Source organism: Paeniglutamicibacter sp. GQ140, assembly GCF_059759235.1.
In genome coordinates this window covers 84,264-107,020 of the sequence record NZ_JCAXDW010000002.1, presented here as the reverse complement: position 1 = coordinate 107,020, position 22,757 = coordinate 84,264, and the positions used below count along the sequence as shown (strand labels likewise).

At 69.8% G+C, this 22,757-nt stretch carries 21 protein-coding genes; 13 read left to right on the top strand and 8 right to left on the bottom strand.

Annotated elements, in window-relative coordinates:
• Positions 1–44 precede the first annotated feature (44 nt).
• Positions 45–575 (bottom strand): immunity protein CdiI family protein, encoded by a 531-nt coding sequence (locus AC6CHY_RS03220; RefSeq protein ID WP_498225436.1) that lies wholly within the window; start codon positions 573–575, stop codon positions 45–47.
• A 155-nt stretch (positions 576–730) separates the two neighbouring features.
• Here AC6CHY_RS03220 and AC6CHY_RS03215 point away from each other — a divergent pair, with 155 nt between their 5' ends.
• The 5 genes from AC6CHY_RS03215 to AC6CHY_RS03195 all read left to right on the top strand — a co-directional run bounded on the left by AC6CHY_RS03215 (position 731) and on the right by AC6CHY_RS03195 (position 4,878).
• A complete protein-coding gene (locus AC6CHY_RS03215; RefSeq protein ID WP_498225434.1) occupies positions 731–1,432 on the top strand; it encodes a DedA family protein in 702 nt (233 codons plus the stop codon).
• 254 nt (positions 1,433–1,686) lie between these two features.
• A complete protein-coding gene (locus AC6CHY_RS03210) occupies positions 1,687–2,076 on the top strand; it encodes a GntR family transcriptional regulator (RefSeq protein ID WP_217389176.1) in 390 nt (129 codons plus the stop codon).
• The gene (locus tag AC6CHY_RS03205; protein WP_498225432.1) at positions 2,076–2,999 is read left to right on the top strand and encodes an ABC transporter ATP-binding protein; all 924 of its coding nucleotides are present in this window, start codon (positions 2,076–2,078) and stop codon (positions 2,997–2,999) included. Before AC6CHY_RS03210 ends, AC6CHY_RS03205 begins: the two co-directional genes overlap by 1 nt.
• Entirely contained in the window at positions 2,996–3,691 is a 696-nt protein-coding gene (locus tag AC6CHY_RS03200) for a hypothetical protein (RefSeq protein ID WP_217389178.1), read from the top strand. Before AC6CHY_RS03205 ends, AC6CHY_RS03200 begins: the two co-directional genes overlap by 4 nt.
• A gap of 188 nt (positions 3,692–3,879) precedes the next feature.
• Positions 3,880–4,878 carry a 3'-5' exonuclease gene (locus AC6CHY_RS03195; RefSeq protein WP_498225430.1) on the top strand — a complete coding sequence of 333 codons (999 nt, stop codon included), beginning with the start codon at positions 3,880–3,882 and terminating at the stop codon, positions 4,876–4,878.
• A gap of 75 nt (positions 4,879–4,953) precedes the next feature.
• Here the strand turns inward: AC6CHY_RS03195 and AC6CHY_RS03190 are convergent, their stop codons facing one another.
• Entirely contained in the window at positions 4,954–5,910 is a 957-nt protein-coding gene (locus tag AC6CHY_RS03190) for an ADP-ribosylglycohydrolase family protein (protein ID WP_498225428.1), read from the bottom strand.
• Positions 5,911–5,986: 76 nt separating this feature from the next.
• Here AC6CHY_RS03190 and AC6CHY_RS03185 point away from each other — a divergent pair, with 76 nt between their 5' ends.
• The 3 genes from AC6CHY_RS03185 to AC6CHY_RS03175 all read left to right on the top strand — a co-directional run bounded on the left by AC6CHY_RS03185 (position 5,987) and on the right by AC6CHY_RS03175 (position 11,666).
• Positions 5,987–7,153, top strand: coding sequence for an exonuclease SbcCD subunit D (locus tag AC6CHY_RS03185; RefSeq protein ID WP_498225427.1), 1,167 nt, complete (start codon positions 5,987–5,989; stop codon positions 7,151–7,153).
• Positions 7,150–10,287, top strand: a complete 3,138-nt coding sequence (locus AC6CHY_RS03180) for an AAA family ATPase (protein WP_498225425.1) — start codon at positions 7,150–7,152, stop codon at positions 10,285–10,287. Before AC6CHY_RS03185 ends, AC6CHY_RS03180 begins: the two co-directional genes overlap by 4 nt.
• Positions 10,288–10,394: 107 nt before the next feature.
• Entirely contained in the window at positions 10,395–11,666 is a 1,272-nt protein-coding gene (locus tag AC6CHY_RS03175) for an MFS transporter (RefSeq protein ID WP_217389183.1), read from the top strand.
• Between the two features lie 86 nt (positions 11,667–11,752).
• On the opposite strand, the gene AC6CHY_RS03170 is transcribed toward AC6CHY_RS03175, so the two are convergent.
• Positions 11,753–12,469 (bottom strand): IclR family transcriptional regulator, encoded by a 717-nt coding sequence (locus AC6CHY_RS03170; protein WP_217389184.1) that lies wholly within the window; start codon positions 12,467–12,469, stop codon positions 11,753–11,755.
• Positions 12,470–12,647: 178 nt separating this feature from the next.
• On the opposite strand from AC6CHY_RS03170, the gene AC6CHY_RS03165 reads away from it, so the two are divergent.
• The 3 genes from AC6CHY_RS03165 (at position 12,648) to AC6CHY_RS03155 (ending at position 16,254) form a co-directional block, all read left to right on the top strand.
• Positions 12,648–13,187: a flavin reductase family protein gene (locus tag AC6CHY_RS03165; RefSeq protein WP_498225423.1), complete on the top strand. Its 540-nt coding sequence runs from the start codon at positions 12,648–12,650 to the stop codon at positions 13,185–13,187.
• Positions 13,188–13,237: 50 nt separating this feature from the next.
• Positions 13,238–14,689, top strand: a complete 1,452-nt coding sequence (gene hpaB / locus AC6CHY_RS03160) for a 4-hydroxyphenylacetate 3-monooxygenase, oxygenase component (RefSeq protein ID WP_217389186.1) — start codon at positions 13,238–13,240, stop codon at positions 14,687–14,689.
• A 194-nt stretch (positions 14,690–14,883) separates the two neighbouring features.
• Complete coding sequence (locus tag AC6CHY_RS03155; protein WP_217389187.1) at positions 14,884–16,254, top strand: MFS transporter; 1,371 nt, start codon at positions 14,884–14,886, stop codon at positions 16,252–16,254.
• 124 nt (positions 16,255–16,378) lie between these two features.
• On the opposite strand, the gene AC6CHY_RS03150 is transcribed toward AC6CHY_RS03155, so the two are convergent.
• On the bottom strand, positions 16,379–17,047 hold the full coding sequence (locus AC6CHY_RS03150) for a phosphoribosyltransferase (protein WP_217389188.1): 669 nt from the start codon (positions 17,045–17,047) through the stop codon (positions 16,379–16,381).
• A gap of 100 nt (positions 17,048–17,147) precedes the next feature.
• Here AC6CHY_RS03150 and AC6CHY_RS03145 point away from each other — a divergent pair, with 100 nt between their 5' ends.
• Positions 17,148–17,642, top strand: coding sequence for an META domain-containing protein (locus AC6CHY_RS03145; protein WP_498225421.1), 495 nt, complete (start codon positions 17,148–17,150; stop codon positions 17,640–17,642).
• Positions 17,643–17,695: 53 nt separating this feature from the next.
• Here AC6CHY_RS03145 and AC6CHY_RS03140 read toward each other — a convergent pair whose 3' ends face one another.
• From AC6CHY_RS03140 to AC6CHY_RS03130, 3 genes are all read right to left on the bottom strand, one after another.
• The gene (locus AC6CHY_RS03140) at positions 17,696–19,324 is read right to left on the bottom strand and encodes an ABC-F family ATP-binding cassette domain-containing protein (protein WP_498225419.1); all 1,629 of its coding nucleotides are present in this window, start codon (positions 19,322–19,324) and stop codon (positions 17,696–17,698) included.
• A gap of 288 nt (positions 19,325–19,612) precedes the next feature.
• Positions 19,613–19,873: a GlsB/YeaQ/YmgE family stress response membrane protein gene (locus AC6CHY_RS03135; RefSeq protein WP_217389191.1), complete on the bottom strand. Its 261-nt coding sequence runs from the start codon at positions 19,871–19,873 to the stop codon at positions 19,613–19,615.
• Between the two features lie 156 nt (positions 19,874–20,029).
• Positions 20,030–20,725 (bottom strand): phosphoribosyltransferase, encoded by a 696-nt coding sequence (locus AC6CHY_RS03130; RefSeq protein ID WP_498225417.1) that lies wholly within the window; start codon positions 20,723–20,725, stop codon positions 20,030–20,032.
• 160 nt (positions 20,726–20,885) lie between these two features.
• On the opposite strand from AC6CHY_RS03130, the gene AC6CHY_RS03125 reads away from it, so the two are divergent.
• A complete protein-coding gene (locus AC6CHY_RS03125) occupies positions 20,886–21,446 on the top strand; it encodes a dihydrofolate reductase family protein (protein ID WP_498225415.1) in 561 nt (186 codons plus the stop codon).
• Between the two features lie 159 nt (positions 21,447–21,605).
• On the opposite strand, the gene hpaD is transcribed toward AC6CHY_RS03125, so the two are convergent.
• Positions 21,606–22,715, bottom strand: a complete 1,110-nt coding sequence (gene hpaD, locus AC6CHY_RS03120) for a 3,4-dihydroxyphenylacetate 2,3-dioxygenase (protein WP_217389194.1) — start codon at positions 22,713–22,715, stop codon at positions 21,606–21,608.
• Between the last annotated feature and the right edge of the window lie 42 nt (positions 22,716–22,757).

Below are 22,757 nucleotides of genomic sequence, written 5' to 3'. Positions count from 1 at the left end.
TGGTCCCGGCTGTGCGGGGGACATGCGCAGCCGGGACGCCGCGGCTATTGCTCCGGGTTCCACCGATCGCCAGCGTATTGCTCCTGCGTCCTGCCCCGGCCTTCGCGTGGCTCGAATTCCGTGCCGGAAAGCGGCGCGACGGCCCGCAGCCCTCCGTCCTCGGCCAAGGAGGCACGTTCGGCGGCCTCTGCCTGCTCGGCTTCGCACAGCACGGCAAAGCAAGATGCCGACGCCGGATTCGCGGCGGCGAGCGGGCTGTTGAAATAGCGCCGCCTGGACCATCTCTCGTAACTGCGGAATTCGACGGCAAAACCGCTGCCGACTTCCGCGGCCACGAGGCCGGCCAGCCGGTTGCCTTCGGCGGTGTGGGCCCGCGCGAGTGCCTTGTTGCGGAAGGCGTGCTCCTCGTCGAGGGACTCGTAGTACGAGAGCTCCCAGCTGCGCAATGCCGCCACGAGCTGCGCACTGAGCGACGTGTCCGAATAGTCAACGGGATGACCGAGCCACAGGACGGTGTCGGCGTGGTCCGGAAAAAGTCGAATCACCGGTGGACGGGACGTGCGTTGAAGTGCCATCGGGCCAGCCTAACAAGCCGGCCGGCCCGACAGGCGACCGCCGGCGCGGACGGCGCCGGGGCGGCCCCGGAACGTCGCCCAACACGTGAGGCATTGAACACATAGTGGTGTCCGTTCCTGTGGATACGCGGCGGCTTAAGAGACACTGAAAGACAATGACTACCTTGATTGCGCTACAGGCCGCGACCGCCGACACTTCCGGCGGAAGCCTGATCACGAGATTTGCCGACTGGGCGGTGCACCTGATGGAGGTCATCGGGGCACCCGGTGCCGCGCTGGCCATCGCGCTGGAAAACCTCTTCCCGCCGCTGCCCTCCGAGGTCATCCTGCCGCTGGCGGGATTCACCGCAAGCCGCGGGTCGTTTTCCCTCGTGGAGGCGCTGCTGTGGACGACGATCGGGTCGATCTTCGGCGCCTACGCGCTGTACTGGGTCGGCCGGGCACTGGGGCGCGAACGCACCCGGGCCATCGTCGGCTGGCTTCCGCTGGTTGACATCGAGGACGTCGACAAGGTCGAGGGCTGGTTCGAGCGCAACGGCGCCAAGGCGGTGTTCTTCGGCCGGATGATCCCGATCTTCCGCTCGCTGATCTCCATCCCCGCAGGCATCACCAAGATGAACCAGGGCAAGTTCCTCGGCCTGACCGCCGCCGGATCGTTGATCTGGAACTCCATCTTCGTCCTCTCCGGGTTCTACCTGGGGGAGAACTGGCACGTGGTCGAGGCCTATGCCGATGTCTTCCAGAAGATCGTCATCGTCGCGGTGGCATTGCTGCTGGTGCTGTGGGTCGTGCTGAAGGTCCGCAAGTCCAAGGCGAAGAAGCTGGCGACCCTGCAGGATGCGGACGCCGCCAAGTAGCGCGCGCCGCCGGACCGAGCCCCGGGGCCCGGCCGCACTTCACTGTTTTTCGCATCGCGCGGAGCACGGGGAGTGCGGCCGGGCTTTTTGCTGTCCCCAAGGGGGCCCGTGCGCCGCGCCGGCGACGTTCCCGCGGAACCTCGCATTGCCTCTTGACATCCGTTTCATGCGCTCCTAGGTTAGTTACATGAGTAATGAACCACTGAACCAACGAAGCATCCGGGTTCGGTGCATGTCAAGAAAGGTTGGCCGTCGTGAGCGCCATTGATGATTCGCGGCCGATCTTCCTCCAGATCGCGGAGCTGATCGAGTCCGAGATCGTCGCCGGCACCATGGCCGAAGAGGCCCAGGTGCCCTCGACCAACGAGTTCGCCGTCTACTACCGCATCAACCCGGCCACCGCGGCCAAGGGCGTGAACCTCTTGGTTGAAAGTGGAATCCTGTACAAGAAGAGAGGCATCGGCATGTTCGTCGCCACCGGGGCCCGCGACCAGTTGCTGGGAAAAAGGCGCAGCGCCTTCGCGGCCCAATACATCCAACCGCTGGCCCGCGAGGCCCGGAAGCTCGGCATCGACGCCGAGACGCTGGCATCGATGGTCCGCCAGTCACTGGCCGCCGAGTCGGCCGAAGGGAGCGTCCGCTGATGACACCGCCATCCGCGCCGGCCATCGAGGTCCGGAACCTGACAAAGACCTACCGCGACGCCAACGCGCTGGACGGGGTTTCGCTGGCCCTGGAGGAAAACCGGATCTACGGGCTGCTGGGCCGCAACGGCGCCGGCAAGACCACCCTGATGTCCATCCTCGCCGGCCAGGGCTACCCGACCGGCGGCCAGGTGCTGATCCACGGCAGGAACCCGTACGAGAACGACTCGACCCTGGCCCGGATCTGCTTCATCCGCGAATCCCAGAGGTACCCCGATGACTTCAGCCCGCACCAGGCCTTCAAGGCGGCCGCGCTGTTCTTCGCGAACTGGGACCAGGAGCTGGCCGAGCGGCTCATCGAGGACTTCAACCTGCCGACCAGGCGGCGCATCAAGAAGCTCTCCCGCGGGCAGCTCTCGGCCGTCGGGGTGATCATCGGCATGGCGGCGCGGGCCGAGGTCACCGTCTTCGACGAACCCTACCTGGGGCTGGACGCGGTGGGCCGGCAGATCTTCTACGACCGCCTGGTCGAGGACTATGCGCTGCACCCGCGCACCATCGTGCTCTCCTCCCACCTGATCGACGAGATCGCGAACCTCCTGGAACATGTCGTGGTCATCGACAAGGGCAGGATCCTGCTCGACGAGGATGCCGACACGCTGCGCGGCTCGGCCGTCGCGGTGACGGGAAACCAGGACAAGGTTGCGTCCTTCATTGACGGGTATCGCGTGCTGCACCGCGATTCCCTCGGCTCCCTGGCCTCGGTCACCATCCAGGCCAGGCTCGGGGCGACCCAGCGGGCCATGGCCGCCGAGATCGGGCTCGAGCTCTCGCCCGTTCCGCTGCAGCAGCTGGTCGTGCGCACCACCATGTCCGCCCAAGCCGAACCCCACGGGGATCACTACCAGGAGGCCCTCAAATGAACCGCGTCGTCAAGGTCGCCCGCATGCAGCTGATCAACAAGTGGCCATTCCTCGGGATCCCGATGGTGATCCTCGTGGCCTCCACCCTCATGACCTTCGGCATCTGGGCGCTGCTGCCGGCCAGTGCCCGGGAGGGGGAGCTGTACTCGGGCTCGGGCCAGGCCGTCATGTGGTATTTCCTGGCCCTGGGCATCCAGTCCCTGACCTACACCTTCCCGTTCTCGCAGGCCATGAGCGTCTCGAGAAGGAGCTTCTACCTGGGAACCCTTGGGCTGTTCGCCGCCATCGCGCTGGGCTTCTCGATCCTGTACTACCTGCTGGGGCTGGTGGAGAAGGCCACCGGCGGATGGGGCTTCAACGGGCAGGTCTTCGCCCTGGGATGGATTTCCCAGAACAACGCGGCGATCCAGATCCTGTTCTACTTCGTGGCCATGGTGCTGCTGTTCATGATCGGCTTCTGGGCGGCAACGGTGTACATGCGCTGGAAGGCATCCGGCCTGCTGGTCGCCGGCATCGGCTTCGCCGTCCTGGTGCTGGGCATGGTTGCCCTCGCGACGCTGAACGACGCCTGGCCGCAGGTCGGCGCCTGGTTCGCCGCGATGCAGGTGCTGGGCCTGAGCATCGTCCTGGGGATGCTCTGCGTGCTCCTGGCCGGCGGCTCGTACCTGACCCTGCGACGGGCCACCGCGTAGCCACCGCGTAGCCACCGCGGGGCCGGCGCGGCAAAACGGCCATCCGAAACCCCTGGCGGGTCGGCCCGGCCACGTGCGTCGCGGGGCCGGCAAGCCGGGGGTTTCGTGCGTGGCGGGCGGTGTCATTCGCGCCACATGCGGGCCCGGCGGTGCCCCGGCCGCGGGGGATCGGCGGTATCCTTTGGTTCGTGGCCCTGGACTTTACATCGATTGACTTTGAAACCGCCAACGGATTCCGTGGCTCCGCCTGCAGCGTCGGACTCAGCCGGGTCCGCAACGGCAAGATCGTTGAGGAGGCCTCCTGGCTGATGCGCCCGCCGGAGGGGTTTGACCACTTCGATGCACGCAACGTGATGATCCACCGCATCACCGCAGACATGGTGGCGAACGCCCCGCGCTTCGGGGAGCTATTCACCCCGATGGCCAACTTCATCGGCACCGACACCCTGGTGGCGCACAACGCCGCCTTCGACCTTGGCGTGATCCGCTCCGCCCTGGAGGTCTCCGAGCTTGCCGGCCCGGCCTTCGACTACGCCTGCACCGTGAAGATGTCCCGGCGCACCTACGAGCTCTCCTCCTACTCGCTGCCGTTCGTGGCCGAGGAGGCCGGCTCGCCCATGGAAAACCACCACGATGCGCTGGCCGATGCCCGGGCCTGCGCCAACATCATGATCGACATCGCCCGCCGCCAGGACGCCGGGGACGTGGCCGCCGCCGCCGAGCTGCTGAAGGTGAAGATGGGCTACGCCCCTGCCTACGTGCCGGGCGACGCGCTGTCCAAGGCCACCCGCGACGCCCGGGGCTGGGCCGCCAGCGGCAACCCGGTGCCGGCGCAGCCCGAGTGGGCCGCCTGGCCGCAGGAAGGCGAGGACCGCACCGGGGACCCGCTGGCCGATCCGGCGCACCCGCTCTACGGCGAGATGGTCGTGTTCACCGGCAACCTGCGCATCTCCCGCCAGGCGGCCAAGGACAGGGCCGCCGAGCGCGGGGCAAACACGGCCAGCCGCGTCACCCGCGCCACCACGGTGCTGGTGGTCGGGGACGGGTTCGTGCCCGAGGACCTGTCCACCGGACGGCTCACCGGCAAGGCCAAGCGGGTGCTGCGCCTCCAGGAGGCCGGGCAGCCCGTCGCGATCCTGGCCGAGGGCGAATTCCTGCAGCTCATCGACGGCTTCGACGCCGCCTAGCCAAGCCAAGGCCCGGCCCGCGCAAGCGGTGCGGCCGCGTGCCGGGCGGCGCCCTGCCGAGAGGGCGCCGCGGAACTACTCCCCGACGGTGAGCTTGACCCAGCGGTCGTGCATGGCGTCCAGGATCGGGTCGATTTCCGAGGCCGGTCGGTGGGCCACCGCATCGGTGCCCTGCACCGCGGCCAGCAGCGCCGTGGCGTACGCGGCGGTCTCCGGGTCAGGATCCTCGCCGAGCGACTCGAAGAGCGCGTCGTACGCCGCCTTCGGTTCGGTGTTCGCCAGCGCGCTCGCCACGTAGGTCGTGGCCCGGAACAACCCCGCCCCGGCCGTCATGTCCAGTTCGGGGGCCTCGGCCTCGGGCGCTTCGTGCCCCTGGTCCGCCGGATCCCCGGCCTCGGGCGCCTCGGGTTCGAATTCGTTGACCAAGGCTGCCCAGCTGCCCACGGAGTCGGTCCCGGATTCCAGGGCCGCGCGCACCACCAGCGCGGCCGCGGCGGCGGCGCGGTGGGCGGAGGGGGACCCGTGGGTCAGCGCCGCGGCATCGGTGGCGAGCTTGGCCGTGGTGGCCTCGTCGACCCGGGGCAGCAGCGCCATGAACGCGGCGCGGGTGAGCACCCCGGTGGTGTCGGCCTTCGGGAACAGCGGGCGGCCGACCGAGGCCATGTCGGCGTTGTCCAGTGCCAGCAGGTTCTGGCTGTCGCCCGGGGCGAAGTCCGGGGCCCCGTCGAAGGCCTCGTCGATCCAGCGCGGCTGCGGCTCCGGAGCGCCGGCCGGGAAGGACTTGTTCACCAGCTTGTACCAGCGCAGCGCGGCCAGCCACATGCAGGCGGCCTCGTCGGAGGACACGCCCTCGTTCGCCCATTCCAGGGCCTCGAGCAAACCGTCGAGCAGGTACAGGGCAAGGGTCTCGGTCTCGCCGGGATCGGCGCCGTCGCGCGCGTGGGCGGCACCGTCGGCGGCGGCCAGCAGCACGCCGAAGACACGGTCGGAAAAATCGGCGGGAAGCGCGTACTGATCAGTTGATTCACTCACCCTGCCAGTCTAGTTGTTTCGCGCCGGCGCCCGTGCTGATTCCAACCCGTGGCCCGGGCTGGCTAATGTTGATCCCATGCGTATCCTGCACACCTCCGACTGGCACCTGGGCCGTTCCTTCCACGGGGCCTCGCTGCTGGCGGCCCAGCGCGAATTCGTCGACCGGCTCATCGACACCATCGAGACCGAGGCGGTGGAGCTGCTGCTGGTCTCCGGGGACGTGTATGACCGTGCCCTGCCCGGGGTGGACGCGGTGCAACTCTTCGACGAGTCGCTGGTCCGGCTGCGGGCCACGGGGGTGCAGATGGTCATCACCAGCGGCAACCACGACTCGGCGCTGCGCCTGGGCTTCGGCTCCGCGCTGCTCGAGCATGCGGGGCTGCACCTGCGCACCTCCCTGGCCGACATCGACCGGCCCGCGGTCTTTGGCCGGGACGGCTACTCCGTGGCCGTCTACGGGCTGCCCTACCTGGAACCGCGCATGGTCGCCGACGCGCTGGACGTCACCGCGCCCGGGCACCCTCCCGTGGTGGAGACCGCGCTTCAGAAGGTGCGCGGGGACCTGGCCGCCCGGCGCGATGCCGCGGGGACCCCGGTGCACGGGATCGTGCTGGCGCACGTGTTCGCCGCCGGCGGCGCCGCCTCCGACTCCGAGCGAGAGCTGAGCATCGGCGGGCTGGACATCGTGCCCACGAGCTACTTCGCGGACTTCACCTATGCCGCCCTGGGCCACCTGCACGGCCGGCAAAAGCTGGCCGAACACGTCAGGTACTCCGGCTCCCCGATCCCGTACTCCTTCTCCGAGGCCGGGCACCGCAAGGGCGCCTGGCTGCTGGACATCGGCCCCGACGGGCTGGGGGAGGTGCGCGGCATCGACTGGCCCGCGGCCAAGGAGCTGCGCATCCTCAAGGGCAGGATCGATGACCTGCTCACCGACCCGGCCCACGCCTCCGCGCAGGACGCCTGGTGCCAGGTCACGCTGACCGACACGCACCGGCCCGCCGGCGCCATGGAGCGGCTGCGCGCCCGCTTCCCCGACACCCTGGTGCTGAACTTCGAACCCGAGGACCGCGCAGTGGACCCGCACCACTCCTATGCCGACCGGCTCGCGGCCGCCGCCTCACCGGTGGAGGTCTGCGCCGGATTCGTCGACCACGTCAGGCTGCGGCCGCTGAACGACGCCGAGGAAGTCCTGATGGCCTCGGTGCTGGAGCAGGTCAAGAGCGAGAAGGTGCAGGCATGAGGGTCCATTCGCTTCAGCTGGAGGCCTTCGGCCCGTTCGCCCAGCGCGCGTCCATCGACTTCGACGCGCTCTCCGAGGCGGGGATCTTCCTGCTCAACGGGGAGACCGGGGCGGGAAAGACCAGCGTGCTGGACGGGATCTGCTACGCGCTCTACGGCTCGCTGCCCGGGGTGCGCACGGGCAGCAAGTCGCTGCGCAGCGACCACGCCGCGCCCGCGGCGGTCCCGGAGGTCATCTGCGAATTCTCCACCGGCGGCCGGCGCTTCGAGGTGACCCGTTCCCCGGCCTGGGAACGGCCCTCGGCGCGCAGCAAGAGCGGGTTCACCACCGCGCAGGCCCAGTCCCGGCTGCGCGAGCGCATCGACGGTGCCTGGGTGGAGAAGTCCACCCGCAACGACGAGGTCGGGCACGTCCTGGCCGAGATCCTGGGCCTGGACAAGGAACAGTTCACCAAGGTCGCGATGCTGCCCCAGGGCGCCTTCGCCGCCTTCCTGCGGGCCAAGGACAAGGACCGCGAGGACCTGCTGCGCTCGCTCTTCGACACCAGCGAATACGCGATGGCCGAGCGGATCCTGGGCGAGAGGCTGAACGCCGCCCGCGCCGAGGCCGAGGACGCCGAGCGCGCCCGCACCGCGACCCTGCAGCAGCTGGCCGCCGACGCGGCCGCCACGCTTTATGCGGATGCCGGTGCCGAGCGGGACGGGGCCGATGGCGCGGAGGGTGGATTGCCGCCCGATGCCCGCGGGCACCTCGACGCCGGGGAGGACGCCGCACTCGGCGAGGTGCTGCGCGCCCGCGTGTCCGGGCTGCGGGCCGGTCTGGCCGAATCCCGCAAGGGTGCCGACGCGGCGCTCGCCGGTGCGCAGAAGACCCGCACTGCCCTGGAGGAGCGGGCCACCCGGCACCGGCAACTGGCCGAACTGGGGGCCCTGCGCGCCGCCCACGACTCGCGCGCCGAGCAGATCGCCGAGCTCGGTGCGCTGCTGGAGGCCGATGCCCGTGCCGTGGGGCTGCGCCCCTACCACCAGCAACTTTCCGACGCCCGGGACAAGACCGAGGCGGCACACCGCAGGCTCGCGGCGGCTGCCGCCGCGGCGGACACCGGCGAGGCCCGCGAGTCCCTGGCGGCGCAGCACCCGGGAATCGACGCGCTGCTGGAACAGGCACGCGGCGCGGATCCCGATCCGCAGGGGCTTGCCGCGCTCGGCGCGCACGCCGCCGGAGCCGCGAAGGCCTCCCGCGCCGCCGCCGCCCTCATCGAGGCCGCGCTGCCGGAAGAAGCGGAACTGGAGCAGGTCCGCAACGACATCGTGAAGCTCGAGGCAGGCATCCAGGCGGGCACGGCGCGGCAACGGGACCGAGCTTCCCGGATCCAGCAGATCGGGGAACAGCTCCCCGCCCTGCGCACCCGGCACGGGGAACTCGCGGCCCTGGCCGAATCCAGCTCCGCGCTCGGGGCCGCGGTGCACACCGCCGCCGAACGGCGCGACGCGGTGCTCGCCCGCACCCGGGCCGAATCGGCGCAGGCACGTGCGCACACCACCTGGAATGCCGCACGCACCCACGCGCTGGAGGCCCGCGAAGAGGTCGCGGCGCTGATCACCCTGCGACTGGAGCAATCGGCCGCGGCACTGGCGAAGGAACTCGTCGACGGGGAAGCCTGCCTGGTCTGCGGATCCACGACCCACCCGGAACCGGCCACCCTTCCCGCGGGGGAATTTGTCGCCCCCGACGACATCGAGGCTGCCCAGGGGCTGCTGGCCACGGCCGAAAAGGCCGAGGAGAAGCAGCGGGCCGCACTGAAGAAAGCCGACCAGGCCCTGGACGTGTCGCGCGGCGCGATCGGGGAATTGGGCGCCGAAGAAGCCGCCGCCGAACTCACGGCGGCAACCGAGGCCCACGCCAAGGCCGTGGCGTCGGGGACCGAGGCCGCAGCCGCGCAGCAGGCGCTGCACCGGTCGGAGGCGGAGCTCGAATCCCTGGTGTCTGCCCAGTCAACGACCGCCACGGAACTGGAAGTCGCCGCCGCGAAGCGGGACGCCGAGGAAGCCAGGGCACTGAAGCTCGAGGCGCGGCTGGCCAAGCTGGGCAGGGACGGCCAGACCCTGGCCGAACGCCACGTGCTCCTGGGCGCGGCCGCCTCCGCGTTGGAGGCGCTTGCCTCCGCGGTGCAGGCGAGCACCGATGCGGCCGCCCACCTGGAGGCCACCGCGCGGCTGTGGGCCGGGAAGCTCGCGGACATCGGCGTGGCCGACACCGCCGCATGGAACGGGCTGTTGCTAGACGATGCCCGGCGCAGCGACGAGCAGCGGCGCGTGCGCGAGCACAACGACGAGGCCGTGCGCATCAAGACCCTCGCCGAGGCGCCGGGCATCGAGCTGGCCCGCACCGAGGTCGCCGACGGCATCCAGGCACCCGGCGAGGACGAGCACGCCGCCGCACGCCAGCAGGCGGACGATGCCGCCACGGCCCGCGACGCACTGCTGGCCCGCGACGCGGTGCTCACCAGCTACGCCGGACGCCTGGACGCGGCACTCGAAAAGCTGGCAGACCTCGCGCGCGCGGCCGGGCCGGTGCTCGAGCGCTACGCCACGCTCAAGGCCATCGCGGAGCTGGCCCGAGGCGCGGGGGAGAACCGGCTGAAGATGACGCTGAGCACCTACGTGCTCGCGGCCCGGCTGGAGTCCGTCGCGCTCGCCGCCACCGCGCGGCTGCTGCTGATGACCGGGCAGCGCTATTCGCTGGTGCACGACGACACCCCGCGCGGGAACAACAAGTCGGGGCTGGGCCTGCAGATCCTGGATGCCTGGACCGGGGTCAGGCGCGACACCCAGACCCTCTCGGGCGGGGAGTCGTTCATGGCATCGCTCGCCCTGGCGCTGGGCCTGGCGGATGTGATCCAGCAGCAGAGCGGCGGCATCGACATCGAGACGCTCTTCGTGGACGAGGGCTTCGGCTCACTGGACGGGGAGACGCTGGAGCAGGTCATGGACGCCCTGGAAACGCTGCGCAGCGGCGGGCGGGTCATCGGGGTGGTCTCGCACGTGGCCGAGATGAAGCAGCGCATCGCCACCCGGTTGAACGTTCACAAGGGCCGCAACGGCTCGACCGTGTCGCTGCAGATCGGGGTGTGAGCAGGGCCCTTGCGGGCCTCGGATAGACTGGACGATGTCTGCAAAGGGTTCTGTGTAGCGGGAGGCAGGGACGCTACACGCATGTATGTGGAGTACCCGGCATCGCCATGACCAACACTTTCCCGAACAAGTCCGCCACCGCCTCCTCGCCCTATGCGGCGCTTCCGCCGCTGGTGGGCTGGGCCTTCTTCCCGCTGGGCTTCTTTGCCCGACTGCCGCTGGCCATGCTGACCATCGGCTCGATGACATTGCTGATCGACTCGACCGGATCCTACGCCGCCGGCGGCATGGCCGCCGCCATGGTCGGCCTGGGCTCCGCCGTGGGCGGACCCACCATCGGCTACCTCTCGGACCGGCTCGGCCAGCGCCGCGTGCTGCTGCCGGTGGCCGTGTTGCAGTCCCTGCTCATCACCGCGCTGCTGTGGTTCGGCGGCGCCGGGCCCCTGGCCCCGCTGGGTGTCATCGTGCTGCTGGCGGTCCTCGCCGGCGCCACCGGCCCGCAGGTCGGCCCGCTGGCCCGCGTGCGCTGGATGGCGCTGACCCGGAAGCGCGAAACCGGCGGGCGCGAGCTCTCCGCGGCGCTGAGCTACGAGTCGATGGTCGACGAGCTGGGCTTCGTGCTCGGCCCGGCCGCCGTGGGCCTGTTCGCCGCGCTGGTCGCCCCCTGGCTGCCGCTGGCCATCGCCGCGGTCCTCACCCTGGTCCTGGTGCCGCTCTTTGCGCTGCACCGCACCGAACGGGCGGTGGTGCCGGCGGTGCGCAACGCCGTGAAGGTCAAGCTCACCGCGCACCAGCTGGGCGGGATCGGCCTCGCGGTCATCGGCATGATCGGCATGGGCACCTTCTTCGGCTCCAGCGCCGCCGGCACCCTGGCCTTCGCCGGCGCGCTGGGCAACGCGAACATCGGCGGGCTGCTCTACGCCGCCGTCGGGCTCACCTCGGCCATTGCCGCACTGTCCGTCGCGTTCTGGCCCAGCGGGTGGCCGCAGGCGAGCCGCTGGCTGGCCGCGGCGATCTTCATGGTCCCCGCCGCACTGGCCCTGCAGCTTCCCGGGGAGCTGGGCCCGATGATTGCCGCGCTGCTGCTGGTGGGCATCCCGGTCGGCCCCATCCTGGTCACCGTGTTCACCCTCGGCGGGGAAATCGCCCCGCCCGCCCGCCTGTCCACGGTCATGACCCTGCTGTCCTCAGGGATCGTGGTGGGCACCGCGATCGGCAACTCCCTGGCCGGACTGCTCGCCGACGCGCACGGCTATGCCGGCGCCTACGCGGTCGCTGCCGGTGCCGCGGGCCTGCTCCTGGTCTCGGGGATTGCGATGGCGATCCTGCGCACTCTCCAGCGCCGCACGATGATGGGCGGTTCCGGCCCGCGCCCCTAGCGGGGCTACCCGGCACCCAAAACGGGCGGTGGTTCGAAAGGGATGATTCCCCGAACCGCCGCCCGCCTGCATATGGCACCGGGGACTTAGCCGAGCTCGGCCTCGATGGCGCGGGCGGCGGCCTGCAGGCGCGCACCGATGGCGGCGACCTCGTTCGTCCGGGATCCGGTGCTGTAGACCACTGCAACGGCCGCCGGGAGCTGCCCCGGCACGGTGATGGGTGCCGCGACCGAGGAAAGGCCCGGGATGACCTCGTCGATGCTGGTGGCGTAGCCCAGGGTGCGGGCCTCGGAGGCGATCTGCCGGTACGGGGTCTCGTGGTTCAGTGCTTCCCACTGGGCCTGGGTGAGTGTTGACTGCATCGCAATGCCGGGCGCGCCGTGGCCAAAGGGGTGGCGCGAGCCAGGGCGCTGCACCACCGCGGCGTGCACGTGGCGCGGTTCCACGGTGACCAGCGTGGTGCAGTCGGGTTGGTCCCATACGGCTATGAAGGCACACATCTTCAACTCGTTGGCCAGCAACGTCAGTTCCGGAAGGGCCGCGCTCTGCAGGTCCCGCTGCACGCTGCTGGCCAGCACGGCCAACCCCGGGGCGCCATGCACCCGCCCCGACTCGTCGCGGGTGACCAGCCGGTGGGATTCCAGGGTGCGCAGGATCCGGTAGGCGATCGAGCGGTGCACCCCCAGGTCCTCGGCAAGTTCGGCAATGGTCATCGGCCCGTTGGCCTCGGCCAGGATCTCCAGCATGCGGATGCCGCGCGAGAGGGTCTGCGAGGCTGGGGCGGTGGTGCTGGTGGCGGTCATGGGGGTTGGTGCCGTCCTTCGATGGATTCGCGCATTGGGGCAGGGCCCGCGGGGGTTGTGGGTCACCCCGCGCTGGGCTATGGTGCAAATACAATTCTCTATTGGAACTGCTCGTTCGATATTAGAACATTTTGCGCGTGAATGCGAGGGACGGGCGGAAGGGAAGCAGGGGCACGCCATGATTGTCCCGGGCCAGCACGAAGTCGCAGAGGGCGGCGTTCCGCGCCGGATCGATGCCTCCACGTTGCCACATTTTCGCGGCAGCCTGGGCCGATTTGCCACCGGGGTGGCGATTGTGACATTTGACGGACAAAGCAGGCGGCACGGCATCACGGTGAACTCGTTCACCTCGGTCTCCATGGACCCGCCCCTGGTGCTGGTCGCCATCGCCCGCTCCACCAGGGCCCACGACGAGCTGGCCAACCGCGCCTTCACCGTGAACATCCTCGGCGCCGAGCAAAAGGACCTCGCCTTGCACTTCGCCGGGCGGCCCTCGCAGGACCCCGCCTGGATCGAGGGTCCCACCGCCCCGCGCCTGGCGGGAGTGCTCGCATACTTCTCCTGCACCCCGTGGGCCGCCTACGGCGGCGGGGACCACACGCTCTACCTGGGAGAGGTCCGGGACTTCAACTACCGCCGCGGAGACGCGCTCGCCTTCGCCAACTCGTCATTCACCACCATCCCCGAACGCCACCTGGGCGTCGAGGAGTTGCTCTAGGTCCGAGACCGCAACCGAACAAGCGCCACCACTCAAGAGGGGTATTCACGATGGGCATCCGAACCGGGGCACAGTTCCTCGCCAAGCTGGACGCGATGCGCCCGCACCTGGTCATCGACGGGGAGGTGGTCTCCGGGAATCTCACCCGGCACCCCGCGTTCAGGCAGCTCGCTCTTACCTACGCCAAGCTCTACGACATGCAGCACGACCCTGTGCACCGCGAGGCGCTGACCTATGTCTCCCCGACGTCGGGGGAACTGGTCAATGCCTCCTTCCTGGTGCCGCGCACCGTGCAGGATCTGGCCCGGCGGCGTGCCGCGACGACCACGTGGGCCGAGTATTCCAACGGCTTCCTGGGGCGGACGGCCGACTACATGAACTCCGCGCTCACCGCACTGGCCACTGCCAAGACGTTTTTCGGCCAGGCGGACCCGGTGTTCGGGGAGCGCATCGAGGCCTACTACGAGTTCGCCCGGGAGAACGACCTGCTGGCCACGCACACCCTGATCCCGCCGCAGGTGAACCGCTCGGTCTCCGGTTCCGAGCAGATGGGCGGACAGCTCACCGCCCGCATCGTCGAGGAGCGTGCCGACGGCATTGTGCTCCGTGGCGCCCGCATGCTGGCCACCGTCGCCCCGATTGCCGACGAGTTGCTGGTCTTCCCCTCCACGGTGCTGCGCGGAACCCCCGACGACGCCCCCTATTCCTTCGCCGTGGCCGTGCCCAACGACGCGCCGGGGCTGCGTTACCTCTGCCGCACGGGGCTGCACAACGGTGGGAACACGCACGACGAGCCGCTTGCCGCCCGCTTCGACGAGATCGACGCGGTGGTGGTGTTCGACGACGTGTTCATCCCCAACGAACGCATCTTCATGCTCGGGCGCCCCGAACTCTGCAATGCCTGGTACACCGAGACGGGTGCCGGGGCGCTGATGACCCACCAGGTCGTCACGCGCACCGTCGCCAAGTCCGAGTTCTACCTGGGGCTGGCCTCGGAGATCGCCGGCGCCATCGGCATCGACGGATTCGCGCACATCCAGGAGGACCTGGCGGAGCTGATCCGCAATGTGGAGATCGGCAAGGCGTTGGTCGTCGCCGCCGAGGTGCAGGCGGCCCCCAGCGCCGACGGGGTGCTGCTGCCGCACTGGGCAACGCTGAACGCGGCGCGCAACTGGTACCCGAAGATCTCCCAGCGCTTCCCGGAGATCATCCGGAAGTTCTGCGCCTCGGGCCTGATGGCGCTGCCCGGCCAGGCGGACCTGGAGGTGGCGGGCGATGACATCGCCACGTACCTGCAGGGCAAGTCCCTGACCGGGCCCGAGCGCATCCGGTTGTTCAAGCTGGCCTACGACGCCTCGATCACCGGGTTCTCCGGCCGCCAGGCCCTCTACGAGTACTTTTTCTTCGGCGATCCCGTGCGCATGGCCGGGGCGATGGTCAACGGCTACGACCGCGAGCCGGTGCGTGCCCGGGTGCGCGAATTCCTGGCGCGGGAGGATTGAGGGGCGCCGCCCCAAACGCGCGGCGCCGGTGGCGGGCGTTCCCGGCCACATGCGGGGAAATGCCGGTCGCCCGCAGACGTGAGCCAACTCACGGGCATGGGTTATCATTGTCAAAGCACTTTACCGTCCGAACGGTCGGTATGACGTGCCGACACTCGTCCACCGCGCGAAGCGCCGAACGCTGGAGTTCTCCCATGGCTTCCTTACCCCTAGCCGCAAGCAGCAAACGTTCCGAGGAACGCCGCGTGCTTGCCGGCACCCTGGTTGGCACCACCATCGAGTGGTATGACTTCTTCATCTTTGCCCAGCTCACGGCAACGCTGCTGACCCCGCTCTTCCTGGCGCCGTTGGGGCAGTCCAACCCCGGATTGGCCCAGATCCTGGCCTTCGCCATGATCGGCATCTCCTTCCTCTTCCGCCCGCTGGGCGCCATCGTCGCCGGCCACCTGGGTGACAAGTACGGACGCAAGCGCGTGCTGGTTGCCACCCTGATCCTGATGGGCGCGGCCACCGCACTGATCGGCCTGCTGCCCACCTACGCCTCCATCGGATTGTGGGCACCGATCCTGCTGGTGCTGCTGCGCATCATCCAGGGCTTCTCCGCCGGCGGGGAATGGGGCGGCGCGGCCCTGATGGCCGTGGAGCACGCCCCGGAAAACAAGCGCGGCTACTTCGGCGCCTACCCGCAGATCGGCGTCCCGATCGGCATGATCATCGCCACCGGCATGCTCTACCTGCTGCGCACCTCGATGACCCCGGAGCAGTTCGGCACCTGGGGCTGGCGCATCCCGTTCCTGCTCTCGGTGGTGCTGATCGTGGTCGGCTACCTGATCCGCAAGGCCGTGGAGGAATCCCCGATCTTCAAGCAGCTCGCGCTGCGCAAGGCCTCCGAGCACACCCCGCTGAAGCAGCTCTTCCAGACCAACACCAAGGAAGTCATCCAGGCCGCGCTGATCTTCATCTCCAACAACGCCGCCGGCTACCTGGTCATCGCGTTCTTCATCGCCTACACCACCAAGGTGGTCGGCATGCCCGCGGCACCGGTGCTCCTGGCCACCACCATCGGCTCGGTCGGCTGGCTGATCTTCACCCTGGTCGGCGGCTGGCTCTCGGACCACCTGGGGCGGCGCAACACCTTCCTGATCGGCTACGGCATCGTCTTTGTCTGGATGATCCCGATGTTCCTGATCATCGACACCGGCAGCGTCTTCCTCTACGGCGTCTCGATCTTCATCCTGACCATCGGCCTGGGCCTGTCCTACGGGCCGCAGTCGGCCATGTACGCCGAAATGTTCCCGGCGCACATCCGCTACTCGGGCATCTCGATCGGCTACGCCCTGGGCGCGATCCTGGGCGGCGCCTTCGCCTCCACCGTCGCCGAGATCCTGCTCCAGCGCACCGGCTGGTCCGGTTCCATCGCCATCTACATCATGGTGCTGACCCTCATCTCGATGGCGGCAGTCATCTGGGTCGGCGAGACCAAGGGCAACAACCTGCACGTCGAGGACGTGGACCCGGACCTGCAGGCAGCCCACGACGCGAAGCACGGCGGCCGGCACGCCTAGCAAAAAATCCCGGCGCACCGCATGAAAGAAGGGCCTGCCGGTTCCGTTTCCCCGCAGCGGGGGAGCGGGACCGGCGGGCCCACTTTTTTGGTCCTGGCGGCGGGTGAAGGCCCGCAGGTTGCACCTAGCGGCGGGGGACCAGGGCGAGGATCTCGTAGTCGGCGAGTGAGTCGAAGCGCGAGTAGAAGGCGCTGACGGTGTGGAACACCCTGGGGGTGATGGCGCAGAGAACCTCGTCGACCAGCGGCTCGATCTGCTTGAGGGCCACCGCAGGGGCCACCGGAACGGCCACCACGATGCGCCCGGCGCCGGCCCCGCGCATCAATTCCACGGCGGCCAGCATGGTCGCCCCGCTGGCGACCCCTTCGTCGACCAGGATGACGGTGCGGCCGGCGACCGGCAGGACCCTCTCGCCCACGAGCAGGGCCCGCAGCTCGTCCAGCTCCCGCCGCGCGGCGGTCTCCACCGCGTCGAGGGTTTCCCGCTCGAAGCGCAACTGCGCCGAATCCCAGACCCCCTCGATGTACTTCAGGGAGGTGTGCTCCCCGTAGGCCGCCAGCGCCGCGAAGGCGATGTCGGTGCGTTCGGGCATCACCAGCCGGCGCACGGCCAGCGCGTCCAGCTCAAGGCCCAGCCGCGCCGCGATCTCCGCCGCCACCGGGATCCCGCCGCGCAACAGGCCGAGCACCAACGCGTTGGGATCGTGGGCGTACTTCTGCAGGTCGGTCGCCAGGAATTCGCCCGCGGCCGTGCGGTCCGAGAAGCGGGTGGGGGCGATGTGTTCGGGTGTCATGTTCCCAAGTCTGCACCAGCGCGCGGCGGCTTGGGGCCCCAGCCACGATCCCGCGCCACTTTGCGGGCCAAAAGCGCACAATTGCGGCTACCATGTGGGCATGAAGCGAGCTGCAGCCCTGGTCCTGGTTTCGGCGATGGCGCTGGCCGCATGCGCCCCGGGCCCGGGTGCGCCGGGCAGCGAATCCGCCCGCCCGGAAATGCACGGCCCCACCACCGGAAGCGGTGCCCCGCCGGGCTCTGCCTCCGCTGTCCCGCCGGAGGCCACCTCCGGCCCGGTACCCAGCGCAACCGATGCCGGGGCGACGCTCATCGGCCAATGGGGCGGGGCCACCGAGGGATCCCCGGTGCTGTGGTTCGCGGACGGTGGACGCTTCAACGGGCACGACGGGTGCAACTCGCTCAGCGGCAGCTGGGCGCAGTCCGGGCAGGGATTCGCGCTGCGCGACGTGGCCATGACGTTGATCGGCTGCCCGGGTATGGACACCTGGCTCTCGCGCGGAGCCTTCGTCACGGTGGACGGCCAGACGCTGAGGGTCGCGGACCAGGACGGCAAGAACATCGGAACGTTGCCGCGCCTGAACGTGGCCGGCTGATTCGGGCAACGGGAAATGGGCCCGGACCCGGGCCCTGCAACCGAACCTTCGCGCTATTCCACGAGCATCCCCTGCTCCAGGTGGATCCGCCGCCCGGGGAACCCGGCTCGCAGCGCCCTGTCGTGGCTCACCACCACGACGGTGCCCCCGAAGGAGTCCAGCGCCCGTTCCAGGTCATCGCCCAGGGCCGGGGACAGGTGGTTGGTGGGTTCGTCCAGCAAAAGCAGTGACGCCGGCCTGGCGAACAGCCGCGCCACATCGAGCCTGCGCCGCTGCCCCAGCGACATCTCCGACATGCGCAGGGTCAGTTCCTCCGGCCGGAAAAGCCCCAGGGACAGCAGCTGCCCCAGGTCCTCGGCGAGCTCCCGGCCCGAGCCGAAGCAGAAACCCTGGGCCGCCATCCAGTGCCCGGGCCAGTCGGCGGGTTCCTGGCGCAGGTATCCCACCGGCCGGCCGACGCGGCAGGTGCCGGACGGGGGAGTCAGGACCCCCGCGATGATGTCCAGCAACGTCGACTTGCCGGCGCCGTTGGGCCCGGTGAGCAGGACCCGTTCACCAGGTTTCAGCAGCAGGTGGCCGATGGCAAGGCGCCCCGGAACGTGCACGCCGACGAGCTCGACCGCAGCCGCCGAGTCTTCGGCCCCGGAATCTGCCGCGGGACCCGGGGTGAAGCGCAGCGGCTCGAGCGGCGGCTGCGCCTCATTTGCCCGCAACTCCGCCAGGCGCGTGTTGGCCCGGCGCAACGCGGCGGAGGACCCGTGCGAGCGGTCGCGCGCGCGAAACGCACCGTGGCCGAATCCGGGTTTCTCCGTCTTCCGGGGGATCTTGGCCACCGCGCCTTCGGAACGTCCGGCCATGCGGGCTGCCTGTTCCAGTTTGTCCTGCCATTGTTCCCGGGCCAGGATGACGGCCCGGCGCTGTGCTGCCTTGGCCCGCAGGTAGCCGTCGTAGCCATCCGCGTGGCGGGTGGGAACGCCGCGGTCCAGCTCGAGGATCGCATCCGAGACCCGCTCGAGGAACAAGCGGTCGTGCGTGCAGAACACTACGGTTCCGCGGTGGGTAGCCAGCCGGTGCTCCAGCCATTCCAGGCCGGCGGTGTCAAGGTTGTTGGTGGGTTCGTCGAGCAGCAGCACCTCCGGGTTCGCCGCCAGCGTGGCCGCCAGCGCCAGCCTGGACCGCTCCCCTCCGGACAGCGTGTCGAAGCGCCGCCCGCCCGCGATGCCGCCGATGCCGAGCCGGTGCGCCGAGGCGGCCAGGCGCTGCCGTGCCCCGGCGCCGTCCCGGGACTCCTGGAGATCCGTCAGGCGCCCGTATTCCGCCAGTGCCCGGGGCAGCTGGGACTCGGAGGCGAGGGCCAGCCGCGCGGCCGCGGCCTCGATCCGCGATTCAAGGTCCCTGAGCCAGGCCAGGGAATGGTCCAGGAAGTCAGCGACGGTCCACCCCGGTTCGGATGACGGCTGTTGCGCCAGGTAGCCGAATCCTCCTGCAGCGTGGCGGGTGGCGGTTCCGGCGTCCGGGGCCAGGTCGGCCGCGAGCAGCCGCAGCAGGGTGCTCTTGCCGGCGCCGTTTTCGCCAATGATCCCCAGCCGCTCGCCGGGACGCACCGAGAAGTCGAGGTCGCGGAACACCGGGTGCCCGGCATGGGAAAAGGTGAGGCCGTGAAGGGATAGTTGGGTTCGCATGGGCCATGTCTCGTGTTTTCCGCGCGATGCCCGGCTGCCGGTGGGCAGGCGGGGCCGCGCTCGCTGTAATCGTGAACGGTGGATCGCGCGGTCCACGGACCCCCGGGGGGCGGACACACGCGGGACTGCGGCGGACCGAACGCACTCGCGGGGGTGCGAACGATCGGGCATCACCGGATTACAGGTAGAAAGACAACATGGGCCAAAGATAACAACGAGGACGGGGTGTTGTCGAGGAGCATGCGGGGATTGCCGGGGCTAGGCCCGACGACGGCCGCATCAACGGGGCTAGGCCCGGCGCTGGCGGATGACACCGCAGGTCCCGGCCACCACCACGGCGCCCAGGATGGAAGGCACCCAGGTGCGCAGGTTCAGGAATTCGCCGATTCCGGTGCCGAAGGCCATGGCGGCCAGCCAGCCGCCGGCCACGGCGCCGAGGACCCCCAGGAGCAGGGCGGCCGTCCAGCCGTGGTGGGCGCGGCCCGGCATAATGTTCTTGAACAGGGCGCCGACGATGAGCCCCAGGACGATCCAGCCAAGCAACCCCATCGAGTTCCCCTTCGATGCAGCGGATACCCGGGCCCGCGGCCGGTGGCTCCGGCCGGCGAGTGTGCCCCGGTGGGCAACAACCTACGACGTGTTCGCACCGGAGGCAATGAACTTGCAGCGCGGGCCGCGGGGCGTCGGCGGGATGCCGGGACCCGGCTAGTTGGCCTCCCGGGCGTCGTGCTGCCCGCGCGCCTCGCGGGCCTCGAGCAGCAGCCGTTCCACGGCGTCCTCGTCGACCTGCGAAAAATCCTCGTAGTGGGATCCCACCGCGGAAAACTCGCGCGGCGCCAGCAGGCAAACGACCGAAGAGGCACCGGCCATGGAACGGGCCAGGACGCGCGGCGCGACGGGCACCGCGACGATGACCTCCTGCGCCCCGCACTGCGCCGCCACGTCCACGGCGGCATGCATGGTGGCACCGGTGGCCAACCCGTCGTCGCACAACACCACCTTCGCCCCGGTGATGTCGGGCGCATAGTCGGCGAAGCGCCGGGCGAGCCGATCCAGTTCCGCGGTGGCGCGGGATTCCACCTCCTCCAGCACTGCCTTCGCGCGGGAACCGAGCACATGCTGGTGGACGGTGCGCACCAGGTAGCGGCCCCGGCACGAGCGGTAGGAGGCGACGGCCCCGAAGGCGACCTCCTCCTGTTGCGGCACGCCCAGCTTGCGCACGGCCAACGCGCCGAGCGGGGCGCCCAGCCTTGCGGCCAGCGCCGCCGCGACGGGGATCCCGCCGCGCAGCAGGCCCAGCACGATGCTCCCGGAACCCATCCCGCGCTCCACCAGGTGCTCTCCCAACAGGGCGCCGGCCTGGCCCCTGTCCCGGAACTGCGGTCCTGCTTGCCTGTCCATGTATCCAGTGTGCTCGGGTTCGGGGCGGGAGTGAAGACCAATGCCCCCGGGGCCGCGGCTGCCTGCCCGGTGACTTCGCCCCGGCCCGGGAGTACCGTGGGATCCACGCTTCACGCCCGCCCCCGCCCGGGGCACCAACCGCGCGCACGAGGGGAACACCATGTCCAGGCTGATCTACACGTTTCTCGCATCCTTGGACGGCTACATCGCCGACGAGGACGGGGCATTCGACTGGGCCTATCCGGGTGAGGAGGTGCTCGACTTCATCAACGCCACCGAGCGCGGGGTCGGCACCTACCTGTACGGGCGCACCATGTACGAGATGATGACCGGCTGGGAGAACGACCCGGCCCTGGCCGCGGATTCGCCCGGGAACGCCGAGTTCGCCCGGATCTGGCAGGCGGCCGACAAGGTCGTCTTCTCCAGCACGCTGGAGGCCGTGTCCACCAGGCGCACCCGGATCGAGCGCAGCTTCGACCCCGAACTGGTCCGCTCCCTCAAGTCGTCGGCGGGCCTGGACCTGAACATCTCCGGTGCCCGGGTGGCGGCGGAGGCCTGGCGGGCGAACCTGATCGACGAGTGCCAGGTGTATGTCGCACCGATGCTCGTCGGCGGCGGCAAGCGGATGTTCCCCGAGGGCATCCGCCATTCCCTGGAGCTGCTCGAGGAGCGGCGCTTCGAAAACGGCATGGTCTTCCTGCGGTACTCCGTGGGGCACTGACCCCGGCCTCGCCGCGGCGCCCCGGTCATCGGCGGGCGCGACGGAAAGGCCGAAGGGCAGGAAAAACGGAAGGGCCGGTGTCCGTGCGCACCATCGGATGATGATGCGCACGGACACCGGCCCCCTTCGGGCGCCGCGGCGCCGGCGGGTCGGGAAGGCCTAGAGCTGGTGGCCCATCTTGAAGCCGACTTCCTCGCCCGGGTCGCCGGTCAGCGCGTCGCCCGGCGCGCGGGTGTAGGAGAAGCCGTCGGCCCCGACGGTCACCTCCATCTCCGAGGAGTCGGTGCGCTTGATGACCTCGCGCGGGTTGCCGTCCAGGTCCAGGACCTTGGAGGCCTCGGTGTACCAGGACGGGACCACCGGGTTGCCCCACCAGTCGCGGCGCTGGTTGTCGTGCACGTCCCAGGTGATGACCGGGTTGTCCGGGTCGCCGGTGTAGTAGTCCTGGGTGTAGATCTCGATGCGGTGGTCATCCGGGTCCAGGATGTAGAGGTAGAACGCGTTGGAGACTCCGTGGCGGCCCGGTCCGCGCTCGATGCGGTCGGACATGCGCAGCGCGCCCATCTTGTCGCAGATCTGGATGATGTTGTGCTTCTCGTGGGTGGAGAAGGCCACGTGGTGCAGGCGCGGGCCGTCGCCGCCGGTCAGCGCGGTGTCGTGCACGGTGCCCTTGCGGTGCATCCAGGCCGCATAGGTCACGCCCTGGTCGTCCTGGATGTCCTCGGTGACGCGGAAGCCCAGGTCCTCGAGGTACTTGCGCCCGCGCGGGACATCCGGGGTGACCTGGTTGAAGTGGTCCAGGCGGACCAGCTCGCCGGCCGAGTAGATGTCGTAGCGCATGTGCAGGCGCTCGACGTGGGTGGTCTCGAAGAAGAACTCGTACGGGAAGCCCAGCGGATCCTCCACGCGGACCGCGTCGCCGATGCCCTTGACGAAGCCCTCGCTGCGGCGCTCGGTGCGGCAGCCCAGTTCCTTGTAGTACGCCTCGGCGGCGTCGACGTCCTCGGGGGTGCGCACGCGGAAGGCCATGGCCTTCAACGCGGCGACCGGGCCCTGGGTGAGCACCAGGTTGTGGTGGATGAACTCCTCGAAGGAGCGCAGGTAGATCTGGGTCTCGTCCTCGTGGGAGACGTGCAGTCCCAGCACGTCGACGTAGAACTTGCGCGAGGCCGCGAGATCGGTGACGACCAGTTCGGCGTAGGCACAGCGCAGGATGTCCGGGGCCGGGACGGAGGGCTTGGGGATGGTGTTGGAATCGTTGGTGCTCATGGTTCGCTCCTTTGCGGGAAAACTCTTGAAGTGGGGAGGGGG